The sequence below is a fragment of the Sphingobacterium thalpophilum genome (genome assembly GCF_901482695.1).
GTDB lineage: Bacteria > Bacteroidota > Bacteroidia > Sphingobacteriales > Sphingobacteriaceae > Sphingobacterium > Sphingobacterium thalpophilum.
In genome coordinates this window covers 551,466-574,631 of the sequence record NZ_LR590484.1, presented here as the reverse complement: position 1 = coordinate 574,631, position 23,166 = coordinate 551,466, and the positions used below count along the sequence as shown (strand labels likewise).

General features: G+C 46.9%; 11 protein-coding genes, 2 tRNA genes and 3 rRNA genes. 8 read left to right on the top strand and 8 right to left on the bottom strand.

Annotated elements, in window-relative coordinates; all coding sequences use genetic code 11:
* Nucleotides 1-67: 67 nt before the first annotated feature.
* Entirely contained in the window at nucleotides 68-544 is a 477-nt protein-coding gene (locus FGL37_RS02490; RefSeq protein ID WP_028071396.1) for a hypothetical protein, read from the top strand.
* A 36-nt stretch (nucleotides 545-580) separates the two neighbouring features.
* On the opposite strand, the gene FGL37_RS02485 is transcribed toward FGL37_RS02490, so the two are convergent.
* The 3 genes from FGL37_RS02485 to FGL37_RS02475 all read right to left on the bottom strand — a co-directional run bounded on the left by FGL37_RS02485 (nucleotide 581) and on the right by FGL37_RS02475 (nucleotide 7,423).
* Entirely contained in the window at nucleotides 581-3,904 is a 3,324-nt protein-coding gene (locus FGL37_RS02485; RefSeq protein ID WP_028071397.1) for a DEAD/DEAH box helicase, read from the bottom strand.
* Between the two features lie 2 nt (nucleotides 3,905-3,906).
* On the bottom strand, nucleotides 3,907-5,976 hold the full coding sequence (locus tag FGL37_RS02480) for a TonB-dependent receptor (protein ID WP_028071398.1): 2,070 nt from the start codon (nucleotides 5,974-5,976) through the stop codon (nucleotides 3,907-3,909).
* 136 nt (nucleotides 5,977-6,112) lie between these two features.
* Nucleotides 6,113-7,423, bottom strand: coding sequence for a BamA/TamA family outer membrane protein (locus FGL37_RS02475; protein WP_081817963.1), 1,311 nt, complete (start codon nucleotides 7,421-7,423; stop codon nucleotides 6,113-6,115).
* 241 nt (nucleotides 7,424-7,664) lie between these two features.
* Between FGL37_RS02475 and FGL37_RS02470 the strand changes: the two genes are divergently transcribed.
* Nucleotides 7,665-9,545, top strand: coding sequence for a M1 family metallopeptidase (locus tag FGL37_RS02470; protein WP_051607222.1), 1,881 nt, complete (start codon nucleotides 7,665-7,667; stop codon nucleotides 9,543-9,545).
* Between the two features lie 72 nt (nucleotides 9,546-9,617).
* Here the strand turns inward: FGL37_RS02470 and FGL37_RS02465 are convergent, their stop codons facing one another.
* The 5 genes from FGL37_RS02465 to FGL37_RS02445 form a co-directional block, all read right to left on the bottom strand.
* Nucleotides 9,618-10,238, bottom strand: a complete 621-nt coding sequence (locus FGL37_RS02465; protein ID WP_028071401.1) for an alpha-ketoglutarate-dependent dioxygenase AlkB family protein — start codon at nucleotides 10,236-10,238, stop codon at nucleotides 9,618-9,620.
* A 23-nt stretch (nucleotides 10,239-10,261) separates the two neighbouring features.
* Nucleotides 10,262-11,098, bottom strand: a complete 837-nt coding sequence (locus FGL37_RS02460) for a methylated-DNA--[protein]-cysteine S-methyltransferase (RefSeq protein ID WP_028071402.1) — start codon at nucleotides 11,096-11,098, stop codon at nucleotides 10,262-10,264.
* A 78-nt stretch (nucleotides 11,099-11,176) separates the two neighbouring features.
* A complete protein-coding gene (locus FGL37_RS02455; protein WP_051607223.1) occupies nucleotides 11,177-11,464 on the bottom strand; it encodes an Rdx family protein in 288 nt (95 codons plus the stop codon).
* Between the two features lie 123 nt (nucleotides 11,465-11,587).
* Nucleotides 11,588-12,445, bottom strand: a complete 858-nt coding sequence (ygiD, locus tag FGL37_RS02450) for a 4,5-DOPA-extradiol-dioxygenase (RefSeq protein WP_081817964.1) — start codon at nucleotides 12,443-12,445, stop codon at nucleotides 11,588-11,590.
* Nucleotides 12,446-12,880: 435 nt separating this feature from the next.
* Entirely contained in the window at nucleotides 12,881-13,309 is a 429-nt protein-coding gene (locus tag FGL37_RS02445) for a hypothetical protein (protein WP_028071405.1), read from the bottom strand.
* 357 nt (nucleotides 13,310-13,666) lie between these two features.
* Here FGL37_RS02445 and FGL37_RS02440 point away from each other — a divergent pair.
* From FGL37_RS02440 to FGL37_RS02415, 6 genes are all read left to right on the top strand, one after another.
* Nucleotides 13,667-15,194, top strand: a 16S ribosomal RNA gene (locus FGL37_RS02440).
* 120 nt (nucleotides 15,195-15,314) lie between these two features.
* A tRNA-Ile gene (locus FGL37_RS02435) sits at nucleotides 15,315-15,388 on the top strand.
* Nucleotides 15,389-15,398: 10 nt separating this feature from the next.
* Nucleotides 15,399-15,472 (top strand) — tRNA-Ala (locus FGL37_RS02430).
* A 166-nt stretch (nucleotides 15,473-15,638) separates the two neighbouring features.
* A 23S ribosomal RNA gene (locus FGL37_RS02425) occupies nucleotides 15,639-18,522 on the top strand.
* Between the two features lie 147 nt (nucleotides 18,523-18,669).
* Nucleotides 18,670-18,781 (top strand): 5S ribosomal RNA (gene rrf / locus FGL37_RS02420).
* Together the 16S, 23S and 5S rRNA genes with 2 tRNA genes alongside form the textbook arrangement of a ribosomal RNA operon.
* Nucleotides 18,782-19,215: 434 nt before the next feature.
* Nucleotides 19,216-23,082: a TIM-barrel domain-containing protein gene (locus FGL37_RS02415; RefSeq protein ID WP_028069905.1), complete on the top strand. Its 3,867-nt coding sequence runs from the start codon at nucleotides 19,216-19,218 to the stop codon at nucleotides 23,080-23,082.
* The last annotated feature ends 84 nt before the right edge of the window (nucleotides 23,083-23,166 follow it).

Sequence of the window (23,166 nt, the reverse complement as noted above, 5' to 3'; positions counted from 1 at the left end):
AAACCTTCCTCGTCAGAAACTAATGGCATTTAAATTGAAAGTACATGAAAGATAAGTGAAAAAAAGTATGGTCAGAGTTGAATTCATATTCCTAAAGCGTTGTGTGCTTCTCCTGCCGATTTTAATTTGGGCAGGGAAGGCGAAGGGGCAGCAGTTACTGTCTTTTGGCAGTATCGGTATGGATTCCCGTTTCGTACAGCGTTGGATAGACCCTTTTTACCCGATAATAATGCAGCCGAATGATAGCGACCCTGATGTGGTGTATACTGCTTCAGCAGAAAACGCACACCTGCATACCGGAGCGACGCTAAAGGCGAAGGCAACAAAAAAGGTCTTCAATGTTTCGGAGTTTGGGGGAAATCATGCGCACCGCGTGCGCCAGACAGATACCATAGCTTACGTATCTTCATCTTCAGGCGCAGTGTATCGCGTTGCACTTGATAGAAAGACCCAAGAACGACATGATGGGAAACCAGTTTTTATCGATGCAAAAGGTGAAAAATATATTATCGATTCCAAATATCAAAAGAAGTTAATCAAGTAACCCTACTCAAAGTTAAAGTTACGTTTCCCTTTTAGTTTAGAGGCTCTTGCCAAGTATATCGAGCAAGTAGTCTTTGTCGAGATAGAATGCGTTTAAACTTCCCCCTTCCTCAAGGATACTGCTGCTAATTTCTTTTTTATGCTGTTGGAGCTGCTGTATTTTGTCTTCAACTGTATCGGGGCTGATCAGTCGAACGGCGGTGACCTGCTTTTGCTGCCCTATGCGATAGATGCGGTCGATGGCCTGTTGCTCTACAGCCGGATTCCACCAGGGATCCACTAGGTAGACCACATCGGCAGCCGTCAGATTCAGCCCTGTACCACCAGCTTTTAAACTGATGAGAAATACCCGTAAGTCCTGGTTAGACTGGAACTCGCTCACCAGCTGACCCCGATTTTTGGATTGGCCAGTCAGCATGAGTGTGGGAATACCGTTTTTGTTCAGTGCATGGCGAATGAGATCGAGCATACTGACAAACTGTGAGAACACGATGATTTTATGCTGTTCCTTTTTATGCTGGATTTGTTCGACCAGCATTTCGATCTTAGCAGAGTCCTCAGCCACAGTTAGCTCCTCGCCTTGGAGCAGTTTGCTTGAATTGCAGATCTGGCGCAATTTTGTCAGGCCCTTAAGAACGTGCATGGGACTCTTTCTAATTTCGTCACCGTCTTTGGCTGAGATAAATTCGCGGAATTCCTTTTCGTAGAGATCGTAGATACGCCGCTGGGCAGTCTTCATTTCGCAGTACAGCACAAGCTCATTTTTTGCCGGAAGATCCTCCAGTACATCCTGCTTGGTTCTGCGAAGGATAAAAGGCCTGATTTTTTCGCGCAACATTTGTTTTCTCTTTCGGTCGTGAAAAGCATCAATAGGCATGGTATAGACGTCCTTAAAATATTTTTTATCTCCCAAGAGCCCGGGGACAATAAAAGAAATCTGCGAAAACAAGTCCATGGTATTATTCTCAATGGGTGTGCCCGTTAAAATGATCCGGTTTCTCGAACGTAATAAGTTGACCGCTTTATAGCGTTGCGAATCTGGATTTTTAATTTGCTGGGACTCGTCGAGTATTACGTAGTTGAATGTATATTTTTTCAGTACATTGATGTCCGTCAGTAGATTATGATAGGAGATCAGTGCGATATCAGCATTGGCGAGCTGACCGGTCATTGATAGCCGCTTACTGCCATCCAGTACAAGAACCTCAAACGAAGGGAGAAATTGCTGGATTTCACGCCTCCAATTGAAAATTAAGGTTGTGGGAAGCACCAGAAGCGTAGGGTGAGCGTGTCCCAATTTCTTTTGTAGGGACAGAAAAGCCAAAACCTGTACGGTTTTTCCAAGCCCCATGTCATCAGCGAGACATGCGCCAAAATGGAGCTGATCCAGAACGCTAAGCCATTGTACTCCTTGTTGCTGATAGGGTCGCAGGGTTCCTGTGAAGCTGTCGGGGATTTCGGTTGGCGGGAGAGCTGCCCAAGAGGAAAGCCGGTGGCGAAGACTTTTTAGTTCGTCTGATACGGATTGATCAAGCTCGTTCGGACCGAAGATGTTGTCGATCTCGTTAAACCGATATTTGGGAATCTGGATAGATGAATCCTCGATGACCGTTGCAGCACTAAAGTAGCTTTCAAATTTGTCTAACCATTCCGTTGGTAATATCCCCAAAGTGCCGTCATCCAAGGTGATAAATTGAGAACGGTTGCGGACAGCTTTTTCCATCTTCTTGAGCGAAACGCTTTTTGGGCCAAACTGGACCTGTATTGTTGCGTTGAACCAGTTCAGACCGCTTAGCACCTCTACGTGTATCTTCCCCTTAAAGCGGCTTAACTTATTGCCACGTAACGTATTGAATCCAATAATATGAATTCCTTGCCTATGCCATTCATCAAACGCTTCCAAAAACCAGTCCTTATCTAAAAAATACCTACGGTGCAGGTAGAAATGCTGAAAGCTGCCCTCATCCAATTGTTCCTGAAAATAGGGGTGCTGTTTGAGCAGCAGCGCTATGATTTTGCTTTCCGCCTCTTTCTTGCGGTCCACCAAAAACTGTTTTCCCTTGGTATCCGTCCCGAATATGTTCCTCTTGCTGAGTATCGGGACTTCCACATCTCCATAACGCATGACCGGAATAATATTTACAAAATCTTCTGATTCCTCCAGAAAAAGCAAGGGCTGCATATCCTGATAATAGAGGCTTTCCTTTAGCTGCAGCTTGTTTGCTTGGGGAATATCCTTGAACCGCAATTCCACTGTATTTGCGAGAGGATCCAAAAAAAGCTTGCTAAATGCATTGAACTTGCTTTGGTGTACCCGTAGGCATTGCCCCTTTTGTATGAATAGGCGAAAGAGCTTCAGATGAATTTTGTCGTCCAACAGATAAAGCTGCTTGTTGACCATAATAAAATGGTCGAAAACAATGTTAATGTCCTGCAGATTATAGGCGATACCATGGATACTCCATTTTCCGCAAATGGTGTAAAAGGTTTTATCCTGTTCGATGCTGAGCTGTATTTCGCCTTTGTGCAGGCTGACCTGTATTGGAGACAGTGCGCTGGCGGTGATATGTTCCCCCTTATCAAAGTCGTGGAGATAAAAAGGCAGAGAAAGCGGGTTCCTAACGAGCGCCTTCAAAGGCGGCACAATGTCTTGTTCCTGCTGGAGAATAGGTTGAGCCAGCTGGCTGATCGCTGTAAAAAACTGCGTTTCTTCCACCGAATTGGTGCGCCAGATAGCTGTTTGGCTGTCTTTGACAGAAACTGGGTTTTTGGGCGTTCCCGATTTCGCAAGCGGTGCCTGACAAAGCCGCACCTGCAAATGTCGGTAATAGCGGCTACGTGTCAGAACAACAAAACGGTGCTGTTCTTCATTCGCTGTTAGTGCGCCTGCTGTGACTGGTCCCAGAAGGTCAAAATCGTCAATGGAGGTCAGCTGTTTGTCCTTCAGTACAAATTGCAGCTCACCATCGCGGATTTCTGCTCCAAAGTATTGCTCCAGCGACATCTCATTTTCGAGCCCATACTGTGAAGCTACTTTTTGTAACAGCTTGCCATAGCGCTTTGAATCGAAAAACGAAAGCCAGCTTTCCTGCCCAAACAACTTTGTCAATGTAGCTTTCTGATGACTGCAAAAGCCTTTCTGACTACAATTACAAAAGACGGTCGTGACCGGTGGTTGGTGTACGACCATCACTTGGAAGCGAGTATATTGGTCCTGTACGTAGAATATGCCGCGGTTTAGCTCAATTGCGACAGGATTGACCTGGCTAGATGAACTGGAGGTATCCATCCAGGGAAAATATGAATAGCGGCTGATGTTCTTAAAATCTATTGTCGTTAAGCTGTGTTCGTGGAAGTCCATAGTTAAAAGTTTAAGCTCATGCCACCATAGTAATTTCGTAAAGGCGCTGGATTAAAATAACGGCCCCCAAAAGCGTTAATATCGTTGCCGAGACTATATTTTTGGTTCAATACATTGTCTGCCCCCGCAAATAGCACAATTTTATGGCCTGCTGCTACGGATTTCGTCCAGGATATTTTTCCTTGCAGGAGATGATAACGGTCTGCATACACCGTATTTGCGTCATCCAATGGTAATCTTCCTGTGAGATTGGAAAGTACATCCAGCTGAACCCCCTCGGGGAAGAGCATACGCAATGTATTTACCCAGACCGTCTTGGGCACTGCTGTCAGCCTGTTGCCACTGTAATCTTTATCGGCTACCTTATAATCGCTGAACACATAATTATGGAAGGAAAAGTTGCTCGACATTTGTACACTGCGGATGGGACCACGCTTGCGTGGTACGATCAGATAGGCCATGACGGAAGCTTCAATACCTTTTTGGTCAATTTTTCCTGCATTCTGAAAATACTCTGCACCGCTCTCGCGGATCTGCCTGATGATGGCATTGTCCATTTGATAACTATAGACTGCGGCGTCGAGCACCAGCCGGCGGTTCCATAAGTGCCACCGGAATCCGAGTTCATGATTGGTGCCGGTTTCGGGTAGCAGGCCGGCATTGAATAGGTTGTCGGACGATCGAACTTCAGCGATGGTCGGTGCTGAAAATCCCTTCGAAACCGAAGCTCTAACCGCCAATGACGGATTGATTAAATAGGAGGCTGCAGCGCGGGGCATCCAGGTATTACCAAAGTCTATTGCTGTCGCACGATCTTGTTCGAGTGGATACTGCTGTTGATAGCCGAGCTTATTGCCATTCAATCCAATGGATAACTCTAGCTGCAGCCGCTCCATCCATTCCAGTTGTGTGCGGGCAAAGAATGCGCGTTGCCTGTTTTCCAGTTTGTCTTTGGCCTGAGGATTTCCCGTTTGCCCTCCATTATTATCATAATTATCGATATTATACCAGCCTTTTTGTGCCTCTACCCCGAATTGGAATTCATAGTTCAGGCTCTTTGTGATCACGTCGGTGTAGGATAGGTATATTCTTGTTCCCAGATTTTTCTCATTCCGTTTTTCATAATTGGTTATAAATGGATTCTTGATCAGGTTGGATGATCCAAAAACATTGGCAAACAAAGTTAATTTTGAATTGACGTTGATTTGGTTGCTGATACCTCCAAAAAATGTCTTGTCATAGATGGCTGCTTTCTGTTCCGCCGCGCCGGGGTTAGGTCCGCCCTTAGGCCGCGATTGCCGTCGGTCGCTCTCTAGTTGGGCGAGTGTCAGTCCTCCCGGTGTCTGATAGCCCAAATCAGCATATAAACCTGTGAATTTCAATTCAGCGTATTTGGCATATTGCCAGTTGTAATTTAATTGGAGAGTCTTCTTGTTTAGGTTTGAATGTTGCCTATAACCGTCGCTGCGCGTCCAGCTTTGGTTGACAGCGAGCTGCTGGGTCGCATTTACAGGTAGGACAACACTGAGCTGCTGCTGCACAAGACCATAAGAACCTCCGGTGACCTGCAAGTCCGCCTTTGTGCCAATGGTTCTATTAAAACCTTTGCTGTATAGGGATATCACGCCGCCCGAATTGGCCCCATAAAGGGAACCATCCGGTCCTTTTAATATATTTATCTGATCGATGGAGTAGGGGTCGATCAAGTTGAGATAAGTGTTGCCCCCTGCATCGGTGAGTGGAAAGTCGTCCAGATAGATTTTTACATTGCGCACACCAAAGGGCGAGCGGATCATACTGCCGCGCAAGGCCAGACGATAGCTGCCCGGAGACCGTTCCTCCATACGGATTCCGGGCACGGCATTCATCGCAGATACCAATGAAGGCGATTGCTGCGCCGCCAGTGTCTGCGAGCGCAGTACAGCAGCTGAAGAAGTCAGCCTGAGCAGGGGCTGCTTGTTGAAATAAGCCTTGATTTCCACAGAGTCAAGCTTATAGCTGCTGCTGTCTGCCATTTGTGCATATAGCTTGCTGCTGAGAAAGGCCACAGCAAGAAAATAATATTTTTTCATTTCAAAGTTAAGGTTGCTTACACTGCATCTCTGCCTCCCTGAAGGCGAGAAGAAAACACCTGTTGACACCGTTTTTGATAACAACAATCTCGGCTAATTTAATCATTTTATGCAAGAAGTTTCAGGATCCGCTAAATTAGAAAGCTTCGTTCAGGCCCAGGAAAAAGCCGCGTGACCCATATTTTCCGATGGCATAATCCAAGCAGAGATTGGTCCGGGTGGCTTTATTGAACAGAACCCGCAGTCCCGCACCCCCGCCCGGCTGCCATCTTTCAAACAGTTTGGTGCCCAGTTCATCACTTGCGCTTTGCAGGTTAAAGAAAGCTGCACCGCTCAGAAAGCGGTTTTTTAAAATAGGGAAACGGTACTCAGCTTCGGCATATGCAAAAGAAATTCCTTTGAAATAACCGATGGTATAGCCGCGTCCTGTCCGCACTGCTGCATCTCTTCCCGTGCCGGGCAAATCAAAGTAGGGAAGGGTACCCCCTAATTTGTAGGAACCCCAGTACCAGAATGCTAATATATGTGCTGGGTCCGACTTTGAGAGGCTGAAATATTTGCGGAAATCGGTGGTCAGCTGCACAGCGTTTTTACTGCTGCCCAAGATTGTAGTGTTCCACCGAATGCCGACATCGGAATAAATACCTTTATATGGCCTATTGGGATTGTCTCTGGTCGTATACTGCATGTTTAACAGCACTCCATTGGAATTATAACTATCGGGAGCAAATCCATGTTTCTCGGTGTAAATGGTATTGGGCGTAACATCACCCAAGGGGCCGCTGCTCGTAATTTTGCGGCGGAGGTCAAAAGCCAGGCCAGCCCCAAGAAATAGTCCATCGGCCACCCGTTTATACACTTTTTCGTTGAATGTAAAGGCATTGTATTTGGCTCCGTATTTCGTATGTTCGGGATTCGCCAGTATTTCTTCGTCTTTATTGGTCCATTTGCCATGCGGAGTCATACCCAGTCCGGCATCCAGAGCGACCATCTTGACCAAGGCAAATGCACCTTGAAAATTGAGTTTGTTATTTGGCGTAAAAACATTGTGGCTGATATAAAAGACCATAATGTTTTTTGTCGTGATAGATGCCGATGTGGCTGCAATGGACATTGTCGTTGTCTTTGGGTCCCCCAATACTTTGCCTGCAACAGCTTTTATGCCGATCTGTCCGCCAATTGTTGGATTATAGGCGACGTTTGGCATCAATGTGATCGGTGAGCGTTTACTGGACCTTTCTCTTTTTCGTTTGGGATGGATAATTCGACCAATAAGGTCCGATATGTCGTATTGGCTCGCCAATATGGAATCACGCTGATGCTTATATAGTAGCGTCGAGTCTGCTTCGTGTGCAGATTGAGCATCCGCCCGAATCGGGAATAATAAAAAACAGAAGATGGAGAAGCAAAAAGTAATTAAATATGTATATCGTAAATAATGCTGCATATATTCGGGTTTATCTCCAAACTAAACGTCGAAAATATCAAAATTGTTTTACGGCGAGGATGGCTATTAAGGTGAGTGCTTTGCACAAAATTCCCCCTGTTATCCCGCACATGTGCAGCCGCTGTACGGATGGATACACTATTGCGTGATAGTATTAGGGTAAACTCCCTCGGAAACCCTGACAATAAACTTGCAAATTAGTGGGAATTTATCTTAGTTTTGGTGATCTAATTCGGAATATATGATAAAATCAACGATACGTTACTGCAGTATGGCATTACTGTTATCGGCAGGCTATGCGCAAGCACAGGATCTATATACCCCCCGTAATATTAGGGTGGCGATGGAAAAGGGTACGCGGACGGCAAATGGTGCGCCGGGCAAAAAATATTGGCAGAACTTCGGTAAATATAATATCAGTTTTAGGCTGGATCCTGCCAAAAGGAAAGTGACTGGGAGTGAAACTATCCAATATGCTAACAACAGCCCCGATACCTTGACCAAGTTGGCCATCCGGTTCGTCAATAATGTACATAAACCGAATGCCGTCCGGGCCAACTATGCTTCGGACGACTATCTGACCTCCGGTTTGAAGATTACATCATTGAAGCTCAATGGGCAGGCTTATCAGGTGAACAGTCAGGACTGGGGCACGGTGAAACTGACTGATTTTGCACAAAAAATGCTCCCTGGAAGTATATCAACTTTGGAGATCAGCTGGGAATATCCGCTTTCAGCCGAAAGTGACCGCGATGGAATGCTCAACGAATCAACATTTTATTGTGCCTATGCTTATCCACGCGTGTCGGTATATGACGATTATAACGGCTGGGATCTTTTGGAGCACAATGGCAGACAGGAGTTTTACAATGATTTCAACGATTATCAAGTGACGATAACTGTTCCCAAAAACTTTGTTGTATGGGCAACAGGCGAGCTTCAGAATGCAGCAGAAGTATTGCAGCAACCTATACTGGCCCGTTTTGAAAAGTCAAAGCATACTGATGCGGTCATACATGTCGCAACAGCAGCAGAGATGAAAGCAGGTAAGGTAACGGCGCAGCATGAGTGGAATAGCTGGAAATTTAAGGCAAGCTATGTCCCTGATTTTTGTTTCAGTGTGAGTGACAATTACATTTGGGACGCTTCCAGTGTGGACTTGGGAAGCAAACGTGTAAGTGTACAGTCCAGCTATGTTGCCGGGACACCCGATTTTGAACAGTATATAGGCTGGCAGCAGTACTGCATTGAGTGGTTTTCGAACAACTGGCCCGGAGTCACGTACCCGTATCCAACGATGACGGCAGTGCAAGGTTTCGCTGATATGGAATATCCCATGATGATCAATGATTCCAGTGTACCGGACAATTTTGTTGATGCCCGTCAGACCGCCGATCATGAAATTGCACATACGTATTTCCCATTTTATATGGGGATCAACGAAACCCGCTATGGATATATGGATGAGGGTTGGGCCACAGCCCTGGAATATTGGATCGGTAATGCCGAAATCGGCGAAGAAAAAAACAAAGAACTTTTCAAGGACTCACGTGTAAAGCGTTATATCTTTGATCCTTCAGCAGAAGAAGATCAGCCGCTGATAACCATGACCTCGCAACTGAATGGATTGGGCTACGGCAACAACGCCTATATCAAAGCTGCGTTATCTTATATCGCCTTGCGGGATTACTTGGGTGATATGGTGTTTAAAAAGGCCCTGCATCATTATATGGATCTTTGGCACGGCAAACACCCCACCCCATGGGACTTCTTTTATAGTATCAATGCTGGTGCGGGCCAAAACCTGAACTGGTTTTGGAAGAACTGGTATTTTAGCAATCACTATATAGATTTAAAGGTGGATAGCTTTGACCAATCCGGTCACAACAAAAAGCTGACTATTGCCAATGTGGGCGGATTTGCTGTTCCTTTCGAGGTGAAGATTACCTATGCGGACGGATCGGTGGAGACCAAACATCAGACCCCTGCAATCTGGCAGCAGGATGAAAAACGAGCTATTATCACTTGGACATCTTCCAAGAAGGTTCAGAACATAACATTGGATGGCGGTGTATTTATGGATTACACAGCCAAAGATAATAGCTGGCAAAATGTAGATTAACAGGTAGCTTTATGCCGGTCATGGGGACCAGTGGAATGGCCGGCACAAATCCTCACAAGGGACCTTTGCTGGTTATGACGTTTGGAGGTTGTCAATGGTTCTGAATGTCAGGTTGATCCGCGGTTCAAGTACCTTTTTAGTAGGAGGTAGGCGGTGCAACCAATAGGTCTGCGTACGGTCCTTCATGACCAGAAGGCTGCCATTCCCCAACGTAAGTTCGACTTTTTCCTTTGTCGTCTTGTGCTTAAATGCAAACTTTCGTTCGGCTCCAAAGCTCAAGGAAGCAATGGCACCATTCTTTTTCAGGTCTTTTTCACCGTCACTATGCCAGGCCATACCCTCATCGCCGTTGTGATAGAGATTAAGTAAACAGGAGTTGTAAGTCTCTTTCGTGTGCGCTTCGGCAAGGGCTTTCAGCTCAAGCAGCTCCTTTGTCCAGGGCAGGGCTTTTTTAGTCGTATTGGAATAAGTGTATTCAAACGCACGCTCGCCGTACCAGGCGACTTTACGTTTGGTGATGATTTCATTCCCAAAGATGACAGCCCGGTCATTGACCCATTGAATGGAGCGAAGCAGCAAATCAAAATACTGGTTAGCCTGCTGATCGTTCAATATCTTACCATAGTAATTGGCAGTACCGTCATAAGGAAGCAGGTTTTTATTACTATCAAATAGGTTGTCGAAAAGTTCCATGATATCTCTATTAAGTTAAGTCCTTATATGGCAGTGTACAAGCCTTCCCAGCCGATCATCGCTGTTTTTCGCATCGGATCCCAGCGGTAGCCACCAAAAATGCCACTGTTCTGAATCACACGGTGACAAGGGATGAGATAGGCGATGGGGTTACTTCCCACTGCCGTGCCGACCGCCCTGGATGCCGTTGGTTTTCCGATCTGTGCCGCAATGGAGCCATAGGTGCTTAAATTGCCCATAGGGATTTTTAGTAATGCTTCCCATACTTTCAATTGAAACTCTGTACCCTTCAGGTGCAGCTTTACGAGACTCAGGTCGTTGTTTTGAGGGTTTAACGCTTTTAATGCGCTCCCGTGCATGCTATCGCTTTCAAGCCTAAAGTTTGCTTTTGGAAATCGCTGTCGCAGGATTTCGAAAGCAGCTATATGATCTTCCTCATATGCGATGTGGCAGATTCCTTTGGGAGTGGAGGCAATGATAATGGGACCAAAAAGCGTTTGATAGTAATTATAGGAAATTAACAGATTTGCGCCTTCATTTCTGTACTCAGCCGGAGACATGCCTTCTATGTTGATAAACAGTTCGTGCAGCCTGCTGCTGCTGGACAGTCCCAGCTGAAATGTCGTTTCAGCGATGTTATTCTCCTTCAATAAGGATTTGGCGTGGTTTAAGCTAATATATTGAAGAAACTTCTTGGGGCTAGTTCCTGCCCAAGAGGTAAACATTCGCTGGAAATGTGCTTCACTCATATAAACGTGAGAAGCGATCTGTGCCAAGCTGGGTTGCGTCTTATAGTTATTTTGTAAGAAATGAATTGCCTTGGCGATACGTTGAAAATCTACTTCTTGCTGAATAGTCATGATTGTCCTTTTAGTTTATACAAAGTTGCGAAGAACAAGACACTCCTAAAATCCGATTTATGCTAAATCAGAGAATGGTTAGACGGTTTTGTCCGAATGGCCGAGGGACTTTTCGGGTGCAACAACATTACGTATCAGCTGTTTCAGTTCTTTGATTTCCGGAAAGCGGCCTTCTCTCTTCCGGTCGAAGATTTCGTTGCCATCTACACGTACTGTATAACGGCCGGCAATTTCACTCGGGACAAGCGTTACGCCGTATACGTCTTCAGTAAATGAGCTTAATACTTCCTGAGCCATATAGGCAGCGCGCAGCATCCAATTGCATTTAGGACAGTATTCTATTTCGATAATGGGTTTTGTTGCCATGAGGGTTTTCGGTATCTTTTTACCTTAAAACAAAGATACCGAACTCGTTGCTGGTATCAAAGGATATTGGGAAAAAGCTGTGGCAGGCTAGTGGTCTCCTTGTCTAGGCGTATCCATTTCCGTTTAGCCTATCTTTAACGATGTCATATAGAGTGAACCAGCGACCGAATTATCGTTGAAGAGGAGCAGGTCTTCATTTTTTTCCTGCAGCGCCAATGTGTAGATCAAAGGTATATAATGTTCAGGCGTAGGGATGGCAAGGTCAAATTCACGCCCCTGTTTTCTAAAGTCGATCAATGCCTGATGGTTGCCGTTCTGGATAAATGTTTTCATTCTCTCATTTGCTATCGCTGCCCATTCGTAGGCGTATCCTGAGCTATGGAGTTTGTCCCAGTCGACCATCGTGAGATTGTGGACCATGTTGCCGCTTCCGATGATCAATATACCTTTATTTCGGAGGGCAGCCAGCTGTTTGGCAATTTCATAATGGTAAGACGCTGGTTGTGTATAATCAATGCTCATCTGTATGACGGGGACGTCGGCAAGCGGATAAAGGTGTTTTACGACCGACCAGGAACCATGATCCAGTCCCCATTTTTCGTCTAGGTGTACAGGCGTTCTTGTAACCAGACGCTGTGTCTCTATTGCCAGTGAAGGGCTGCCGGGGGCAGGATATTGCACATCAAATAAAGCCCGGGGAAAGCCGCTAAAGTCATGTATGGTGCTAGGATGCTCCATCGCAGTAACATATGTTCCACGTGTTTCCCAATGGGCAGAGATTACAAGCATCGCTTTTGGCTTTTCAAAGGTTTGGCCTATGGCTTTGAAACCTTGCACAAATTCGTTGTCTTCAATGGCATTCATAGGACTTCCATGACCAAGAAATAATGCCGGAAATTTCGCTGTTGCCGTCATTGCAGCACTGAATTTCGCCAATGTGCCTGCCTTGCCGGCGATGCCAGATAGGGGGAAGGTTGTCATACTCGTTTTAGATTGCTGAATTGCGTATATCTTCTTTGTATATCGATGTAATAAACTTTGAAGAGTTTGTTTCAAAGATTGACTTATGTGATTTTTCCGGATACGAATATACTAAATTAGATGGTTTAACTTAAAACTGCGATACGACCTCAGAAAGCTAAAGTTTAAATTTTTAGGCGGATTGTCGGCCAAGTGTATATTAATTTCTGAATAATTTCCTATCAATTTCAGCAATAAAACCAGATTTAAAGTAGTTTTATAAGGATATAACAAGGGATTAACAAGGGTACACCCCTATAATACCCCTGTTAACCCCCTGTTAACCCGGTGTTATTTCCGTGTTAGTTTTAAATTTGATCATAATTTAAATGAAAGTTAGTCAGGAGTAGGAACAGAAGGTGCATCCTGACGGACCATTAAGCGACTTTCAGGTCTTCAGTTTGCTTCCGCACAGGTTCCTTTTATTGGCCTGCGGATCCGCTTATAGTCTGTCCGGAGTGCGTGTGTCCGTGCTGCCCCATGTTTTCTCCGGCTGCGGTGCACCGCGGATCCACTGCTGCTCCGTGCCTTATCCGCATCCGGGGCAGGATGACCGTGGCCAGGCTCTGGTAACCCGTCTTCAGGATCTGCTCTGCCCTCTGCGGTCCGGCAGAACTGCGTCCGGCTCCGGGCGCCTTCCCGGCCTTCCGGCCCCTGTTCTGCGGTCCCGGAGCAGGCGGTTTCAAAAACAATCGTCCACCTGTCCAGCGGGTTAGGGCAAAAACGGAAAAAATAAGCACAGAAGTCTTGGAAGTTTGTTCCAAAAGTTTCTATCTTTGCACCACTCCGCAAGGGAGGGCGTGCTGCTCCGGAAGAAGCAGCCATGAAAAAAGAAGGGTTCAGCGGTAGCTGAACGCGGAAACCGGAAAAAGAAAGCCAAAAAAACTTCAGAAATTTTTTGGAAGTCCGGAAAAGATTCCTACCTTTGCAGTCCCATCGGAAACGGCGGAAAAAACAAAAAAGATAAAAGCGGGCGCAATGCCCGTCTGAATACAGCGGATACGGAAGTTGAAGCGCATAAAGTTCTTTAATAACACACAATCATGTAGCGTGACGGGCAGACAGACGAAAGTCGGAAGTCATGGAACAGATTCAATCAATCCGTTCAATTCGGTCCGAGATCAGAGATATTAAAAAAGAATTCTGATTATTATAAATAGTCGGAGTCAGAAACTTCATTTTACAATGGAGAGTTTGATCCTGGCTCAGGATGAACGCTAGCGGCAGGCCTAATACATGCAAGTCGGACGGGATCCATCGGTAGCTTGCTATCAATGGTGAGAGTGGCGCACGGGTGCGTAACGCGTGAGCAACCTGCCTCCATCAGGGGGATAGCCTCTCGAAAGAGAGATTAACACCGCATAACATATCAGACCGGCATCGGTCGGATATTAAATATTTATAGGATGGAGATGGGCTCGCGTGACATTAGCTAGTTGGTGGGGTAACGGCCCACCAAGGCGACGATGTCTAGGGGCTCTGAGAGGAGAATCCCCCACACTGGTACTGAGACACGGACCAGACTCCTACGGGAGGCAGCAGTAAGGAATATTGGTCAATGGGCGGAAGCCTGAACCAGCCATGCCGCGTGCAGGATGACTGCCCTATGGGTTGTAAACTGCTTTTGTCCGGGAATAAACCTCCTTACGAGTAGGGAGCTGAATGTACCGGAAGAATAAGGATCGGCTAACTCCGTGCCAGCAGCCGCGGTAATACGGAGGATCCGAGCGTTATCCGGATTTATTGGGTTTAAAGGGTGCGTAGGCGGCCTGTTAAGTCAGGGGTGAAATACGGTGGCTCAACCATCGCAGTGCCTTTGATACTGACGGGCTTGAATCCATATGAAGTGGGCGGAATAAGACAAGTAGCGGTGAAATGCATAGATATGTCTTAGAACTCCGATTGCGAAGGCAGCTCACTAAGCTGGTATTGACGCTGATGCACGAAAGCGTGGGGATCGAACAGGATTAGATACCCTGGTAGTCCACGCCCTAAACGATGATAACTCGATGTTGGCGATAGACAGCCAGCGTCCCAGCGAAAGCGTTAAGTTATCCACCTGGGGAGTACGCCCGCAAGGGTGAAACTCAAAGGAATTGACGGGGGCCCGCACAAGCGGAGGAGCATGTGGTTTAATTCGATGATACGCGAGGAACCTTACCCGGGCTTGAAAGTTAGTGGAGGATGCAGAGACGCATCCGTCCTTCGGGACACGAAACTAGGTGCTGCATGGCTGTCGTCAGCTCGTGCCGTGAGGTGTTGGGTTAAGTCCCGCAACGAGCGCAACCCCTATGTTTAGTTGCCAGCATGTAATGGTGGGGACTCTAAACAGACTGCCTGTGCAAACAGTGAGGAAGGTGGGGACGACGTCAAGTCATCATGGCCCTTACGTCCGGGGCTACACACGTGCTACAATGGACGGTACAGCGGGCAGCTAGCTGGCAACAGCATGCTAATCTCTAAAAGCCGTTCACAGTTCGGATCGGGGTCTGCAACTCGACCCCGTGAAGTTGGATTCGCTAGTAATCGCGTATCAGCAATGACGCGGTGAATACGTTCCCGGGCCTTGTACACACCGCCCGTCAAGCCATGAAAGTTGGGGGTACCTAAAGCATGTTACCGCAAGGAGCGTGTCAGGGTAAAACCGATAATTGGGGCTAAGTCGTAACAAGGTAGCCGTACCGGAAGGTGCGGCTGGAATACCTCCTTTCTAGAGCATCGCGGACCGTTGCTCGTCACGTACCACATGATTGAAAAAAAGAAAACATCAGAAGAAAGTGCCCTCCCCTTAAAGGAGCGGTCCCGGAAGGAGAGATGGAATAATACAGCTAGTCCCGTAGCTCAGTTGGTCAGAGCACTACACTGATAATGTAGGGGTCAGCAGTTCAAATCTGCTCGGGACTACGGACAAAAAGGGGAATTAGCTCAGCTGGCTAGAGCACCTGCCTTGCACGCAGGGGGTCAACGGTTCGAATCCGTTATTCTCCACGTTTCCGGGAGGAACATCGAGAGATGTTCTAGAAAAAGCAACCGGAAAAAGAGTTCTTTGACATACTGAAAGAGAAAAAAAATTACAAGAGAAGACAACAGTAGGGATAATGTCAGTGATGGCATATCCATGCAGCTTCCCGGCGGGCAAAAGGGCCGGGGGGTGAAGAAAGTAAATAAGGGCACACGGGGGATGCCTAGGCTCTCAGAGGCGATGAAGGACGTGATAAGCTGCGATAAGCTTTGGGGATCGGCAAATGCGAAATGATCCAAAGATTTCCGAATGGGGTAACCTGGCTATTTGAAGAATAGCCGTATGATACGCGAACGCGCTGAACTGAAACATCTAAGTAGGCGTAGGAGAAGAAAATAACAATGATTTCCCAAGTAGTGGCGAGCGAACGGGAAAGAGCCCAAACCGTGCATGTTACGGCATGTGCGGGGTTGTAGGACCACGATATTGTACTGTGCTATGAACTGGAAGCAGGTGGGAAACTGCGCGATACGGGTGATAGCCCCGTACAGGTAAAGAATACAGACATAGTGGTATCCTGAGTACCGCGGGACCGGAGAAATCCTGTGGGAATCTGCCAGCACCATCTGGCAAGGCTAAATACTCCTGAGAGACCGATAGTGGACCAGTACCGTGAGGGAAAGGTGAAAAGAACCCCGAACAGGGGAGTGAAAAGAACCTGAAACCGTGTGCTTACAAGCGGTTGGAGCAGATAGATTCTGTGACAGCGTGCCTTTTGCATAATGAGCCTACGAGTTACTCTTGTCTGGCAAGGTTAAGTCCTTCAGGGGCGCAGCCGAAGCGAAAGCGAGTCTTAACAGGGCGCATAGTCAGATGAGGTAGACGCGAAACCTTGTGATCTACCCTTGGGCAGGTTGAAGTTGCAGTAACATGTAATGGAGGACCGAACCGATAAACGTTGAAAAGTTTCCGGATGACCTGAGGGTAGGGGTGAAAGGCCAATCAAACTGGGAAATAGCTCGTACTCCCCGAAATGTTTTTAGGAACAGCGTGAGAACTGAGTCTGTCAGAGGTAGAGCTACCGATTGGGTGCGGGGGAGTCAAATCCTACCAAATCCAGACGAACTCCGAATGCTGACAGATATGTCTTGCAGTGAGGCTTTGGGTGCTAAGGTCCAAGGCCGAGAGGGAAAGAACCCAGACCATCAGCTAAGGTCCCCAAATCCGTTCTAAGTTGAACTAACGAGGTCCGGCTGCCCAGACAGCTAGGATGTTGGCTTGGAAGCAGCCATTCATTTAAAGAGTGCGTAACAGCTCACTAGTCGAGCGGCCGGGCGTGGATAATAAACGGGCATCAAGAACGGTACCGAAGCTATGGATTTGTACTGAAAGATGTACAACTGGTAGGGGAGCATTCCATCGCCGGGGAAGCAGTCCGGTAATGAACTGTGGAGGTTATGGAAAAGCAAATGTAGGCATAAGTAACGATAAGGCGGGTGGGAAACCCGCCCACCGAAAGACCAAGGTTTCCTGATCAACGTTAATCGGATCAGGGTCAGTCGGGACCTAAGGCGCACCCGAAGGGGGCAGGCCGATGGACAACTGGTTAATATTCCAGTACTCTTTTTAACTGCGATGTGGTGACGGAGTAGTGACACTGCCGCGAACTGACGGAATAGTTCGTTGAAAGGCGTAGGTATTGGGGCTGTAGGCAAATCCGCAGCTCCAGCTGAAACCCGATAGTACAGCAAAGCTCCGGCGGCGCTGATAGAGCAGGTAATCAGACTTCCAAGAAAACCCGCTAAGCTCCAGGTTAAGAAGACCCGTACCGCAAACCGACACAGGTGGTCGAGGAGAGAATCCTAAGGTGCTCGAGTGAATCATGGCTAAGGAACTCGGCAAAATGGCCCTGTAACTTCGGGAGAAGGGGCGCTGTCTCAGCGATGAGCAGCCGCAGTGAAAAGGCCCAGGCGACTGTTTAACAAAAACATATGGCTTTGCAAAATCGGAAGATGAAGTATAAGGCCTGACACCTGCCCGGTGCTGGAAGGTTAAGAGGGGATGTCATCGCAAGAGAAGCATTGAATCGAAGCCCCAGTAAACGGCGGCCGTAACTATAACGGTCCTAAGGTAGCGAAATTCCTTGTCGGGTAAGTTCCGACCTGCACGAATGGTGTAACGATCTGGGCGCTGTCTCAGCCATGAGCTCGGTGAAATTGTGGTATCGGTGAAGACGCCGGTTACCCGCAACGGGACGGAAAGACCCCATGCACCTTCACTATAGCTTAACATTGGGACTGGGTACAGGATGTGTAGGATAGGCGGGAGATATCGAAGCGGGTTCGCCAGGATCCGTGGAATCGCCCTTGAAATACCGCCCTTTCTGTATCCGGTTTCTAACTCCGCTGCGCGGAGGACATTGTTTGGTGGGTAGTTTGACTGGGGTGGTCGCCTCCAAAAAGGTAACGGAGGCTTTCAAAGGTAAGCTCAGTACGCTTGGTAACCGTACGGGGAGTGCAATGGCATAAGCTTGCTTGACTGTGAGACCTACAAGTCGAACAGGGTCGAAAGACGGACATAGTGATCCGGTGGTTCTGTATGGAAGGGCCATCGCTCAAAGGATAAAAGGTACGCTGGGGATAACAGGCTGATCTCCCCCAAGAGCTCATATCGACGGGGAGGTTTGGCACCTCGATGTCGGCTCGTCACATCCTGGGGCTGGAGAAGGTCCCAAGGGTTGGGCTGTTCGCCCATTAAAGTGGCACGCGAGCTGGGTTCAGAACGTCGCGAGACAGTTCGGTCCCTATCTGTTGTGGGCGTTGGAAGTTTGGGTGGATCTGACCTTAGTACGAGAGGACCGGGTTGGACAGACCTCTGGTGAACCTGTTATGCCGCCAGGTGTACGGCAGGGTAGCTACGTCTGGAGCAGATAAGCGCTGAAAGCATCTAAGTGCGAAACTGGCCACGAGATGAGACTTCCTGACAGGGCCGTAGAAGATGACTACGTTGATAGGCCACAGGTGTAAAGGTTGAGAGACCATAGCCGAGTGGTACTAATAGCCCGAAGCTTTCTCATGCAGACAGACACTGTTGTCTTCCTCTTTAATTTTTGAAAACCTCTTTTGGTATATATGTCAGTATGGTGCGTGCTGCCGGACCGGTATTTTCCCTGCGGAGGGAAGCTGAATACCATCATCCAGCTGCTTGCTACCATAAATGATCTTTAGGTGCCTATATCGGCGGTGTCTACCTCTTCCCATTCCGAACAGAGCAGTCAAGCCCGCCAGAGCCGATGGTATTGCCGTAACAGGTGGGAGAGTAGGTCGGTGCCTTTTTTTACACGGAAGCCCTTGCTGGAAACAGTCAAGGGCTTCTTTCGTTTACAGCGGTACTTGCTGCGCGGCTGCATACCAGATGCGGAAATGATAGGGCTTGCTGTCCTCCCCGCAGATTATAGCGATCCTAACCTATATGTTATGCCCCAATCCGGCTTTAAACAACCAATTTCTGTTCTTGTGGAAATAGTCTATCTATACTTGCCAAAACCACGACGACGCTTTAAAAAATAGTGATCGGTTCAGGTATTTAAGCGAGATTTACTATATACAGATCTTATGCAACATTATTATTGGACAATCGTTTGCATTTACCAATCGCTTTTTTACTTCAGATTACTGTTGTATTATTGTTAAGTTAATTTAACGGCTTCTATAAGTGTACGAATTCCATGTTAACCTATAGAGGCTTTTCAATAGTATAAATCATATAGATGAAAATATCTTTTTGGAACGTTAAAGCCCAGGCCACATTATTGATCGGATTGGCTTCTCCTTTTATTTTTCAGGCGGGCAAGCTCAGCGGCAGAACCAGTTATCAAACTCCTCACCAGGTAGCATATACGAAGAGCGAGAATATGATCATTGCTGTCCAGCAAATAAATCCGACCACAGTGGAGATCGTCTTTGAGAATAACCAGCGTCTGACGCTGGATTTTTATGGAAACCATATTTTTAGGATGTTTCAAGATGTACATGGTGGTATAATCAGGGATCCTGAGGCGAAGCCTCAGGCTAAGATCTTAGTCGACCAGCCAAGAGGGAAAGTGGATGGGCTGGAGGTCAGTGAAGAGGGCAATAGGATCCATATCTTAACAAAAGATATCCGGTTCACTATGGATAAGCAGACATCGCAGTTTAGTGTACTGAATCGAAAGACCAACAAAGTGGTTGTGGAAAGTTTAAAGCCTATTGCTTTTCAGGAAAAGCAGGTGATCCTCGAACTGAAAGAAAATGACGACGAGTATTTCTTTGGTGGGGGGGTACAAAACGGACGCTTTTCACATAAGGGAAAGGTGATCGCCATCGAGAATCAAAATAGCTGGATCGATGGTGGTGTCGCGTCACCCACTCCATATTTCTGGTCAACGAAAGGGTATGGTTTCATGTGGCATACCTTCAAAAAGGGAAGTTATGCTTTTGGTGCAAAGACGAAGGGGACTGTACGGTTGTCGCATGATACAGATTATCTGGACGTCTTTTTTATGGTAAATGATGGTGTCGTGCCTTTATTGAATGATTTTTACCAACTGACCGGAAACCCTATTCTACTCCCTAAATTTGGCTTATATGAGGGACATCTCAACGCTTACAACCGCGATTTTTGGAAGGAGGACGAGAAGGGAATTCTTTTCGAAGATGGCAAACGTTACAAAGAGAGCCAAAAGGACAATGAAGGCATTAAAGAATCCCTGAACGGAGAGAATAATAACTACCAGTTTTCCGCACGCGCGGTGATAGAGCGGTATAAGGCTCATGACATGCCATTGGGTTGGATCTTACCTAACGATGGCTATGGAGCGGGCTATGGACAGGCTCAGACTTTGGATGATAATATTCAAAATCTCAAGAAATTTGGTGAGTATGCACGCCAAAACGGCGTTGAGATCGGTCTTTGGACGCAATCGGATCTACATCCCAAGGACAGTATCAGTCCCTTACTGCAACGCGATATCGTAAAAGAAGTACGGGACGCAGGTGTCAGAGTCTTGAAAACAGACGTGGCCTGGGTGGGACCGGGATATTCTTTCGGTTTAAATGGTGTGGCCGATGTGGGGCATATTATGCCCTATTATGGGAATCATGCAAGGCCGTTTATTATCTCCCTGGACGGTTGGGCCGGGACACAACGTTATGCGGGTATCTGGTCGGGAGATCAAACTGGGGGCGTATGGGAGTATATTCGCTTCCATATTCCGACCTATATCGGTTCGGGTTTATCCGGTCAACCTAATATCACGTCGGATATGGATGGTATTTTTGGAGGCAAGAACTTTAAAGTCAATATCCGGGACTTCCAATGGAAAACATGGACACCAATGGAGCTCAATATGGACGGATGGGGAGCTAATGAAAAATACCCACATGCGCTCGGCGAGCCGGCGACGTCCATCAACCGGTTATACCTAAAGCTAAAGTCCCAATTGGTTCCCTATAGTTATAGTATTGCAAAACAAGCAGTAGACGGTCTACCCATGATTCGTGCGATGTTTTTGGAACAGGCAAACCGGTATACGCTGGGCAAGTCCACCCAATATCAATATTTGTATGGCCCCAACTTTTTAGTAGCCCCGATCTATCAGGAAACCAAGGCGGACGAGAAAGGGAACGACATCCGCAATGGTATTTACCTACCGGACGGAGAATGGGTTGATTATTTCACCGGTGAAAAATACAGGGGTGGGCAGATCATCAATAATTTTGACGCTCCGATCTGGAAACTTCCTGTTTTCGTGAAAAATGGTTCCATCATCCCTGTCACTAATCCCAACAACAATGTGCAGGAAATCCGAACGGATCAGCGGATCTATGAGGTGTACCCTCATGGGAATTCGAGCTTCACGGAGTACGACGATGACGGCAAGACAGAAGCTTATCGTTACGGCAAAGGCATGAATACACAAATCACATCCATCGTAAAGGGCAATAAAGCGTTGTTGCGCATTACGCCTTCACAAGGTGATTTCGATGGTTTTGAGAAAATGAAATCGACAGAAATTCGTTTCAATGTGACCGAAGTACCTAAAAAAGTGCTGGCAAAAATAAATAACAAATCCGTCAAACTACACGAAGTCCATACATTAGATGAATTAGAGCGTACTGAGAACGTTTACTTCTATGATGCAGCACCCGACCTAAACCAGTTCGCTAGTAAAGGCTCCGAGTTTGAAAATGTCAAATTGATAAAAAATCCGATGCTGCGCGTGCGGATCGGCAAGCAGGACATTACGGCGACGACCATCGAGGTGCAGGTGGATGGATTCAAGTTTGCGCCCGATAGTCGCTACTTGTCAAAAGCGGGTGCAGTCGAGGCTCCTAAGGCACAGGTGACCGACCAAAATAGACAGGCATATGCATTGACTCCGACCTGGGAGAAGGTAGCGAATGCAGACTACTATGAAGTCGCGTTCAATGAACTGATCTATTCGACGATCAAAGACGAACAGCTACTCTTTGAAGGCCTGGAAGCTGAAACGGATTATACGTTTAAAATTCGGGCCGTCAATAAATCCGGCGTATCTAACTGGAGCTCGTTTTCCGCGAAAACTAAAGCAAACCCGCTGGAATTTGCCATTGAGGGTATCCAAGCTGAAACTTCTGTGGACAACCAGAGCGGAAATGGTATCCAGAAGTTATTTAACTATGATGAAGGTGACATGTGGCATACCAAATGGGGACAGACGGCGGTACCATTTGATATGATTCTGGATCTGAAGTCGGTCAACCACTTAGATAAATTCGAATATCTGCCGCGTACCGACGGTGGTAACGGTATCCTTCTGAAAGGTAAGGTTTATTACAGTAATGACAAGGCAACCTGGATCGAAGCCGGCAGCTTCGACTGGAAGCGTGATGCTGAAATGAAGCGTTTCGGGTTCACTCAGCATCCGGTAGCCCGGTTTGTTAAAATCGTTGTCACGGAAGCTGTCGGCGGTTTTGGGTCGGGACGGGAACTCTATGTATTCAAGCTGCCCGGTTCGGCAAGCTACTTACCCGGTGATATCAATAATGATCGTCTGATCGATCAGAATGACCTGACATCCTATATTAACTATACTGGACTGCGTTTAGGAGATGGCGATTTTGAAGGTTATGTGAGCAATGGGGATGTCAATAAAAACAATTTGATCGATGCTTACGACATTTCGAATGTCGCTGTACGGATTGAAGGCGGCGCCAAACCGGCCAAAGAAGAAAAAGTCGCAGGCAAGCTTAGCCTCGCCGTTTCGAACACCTCGTTCAAACAGGGCGATATAATGGAGATAACCGTCAGTGGCCACAATCTGAAAGCGGTCAATGCACTGAGTTTCGCGTTGCCGTATCATCAAGGCGATTTTGATTTTGTTGGTATCGAATCCTTGAACATGAAGGGAATGAGCAATTACACAAACGATCGCCTGCATACGAATGGCAGCAAGGCGCTTTATCCTACCTTTGTGAATCTTGGAAATAAAGAAACATTAAGCGGCTCTGAAATGCTATTTAAAATTAAGTTAAAAGCGAAACGGGACTGCCGCTTTCATCCGAAAGCCATTGACGGTATGCTGGTTGACAAAAACCTTAATTCGGTCAGTTTTTAAATGTGAATAGGTAATGCAGTAAGGGGGAATTTGTCCAATTTCCCCTTACTGCTTCCAGACAGTGAGTCAGCTCATTTGGATCAG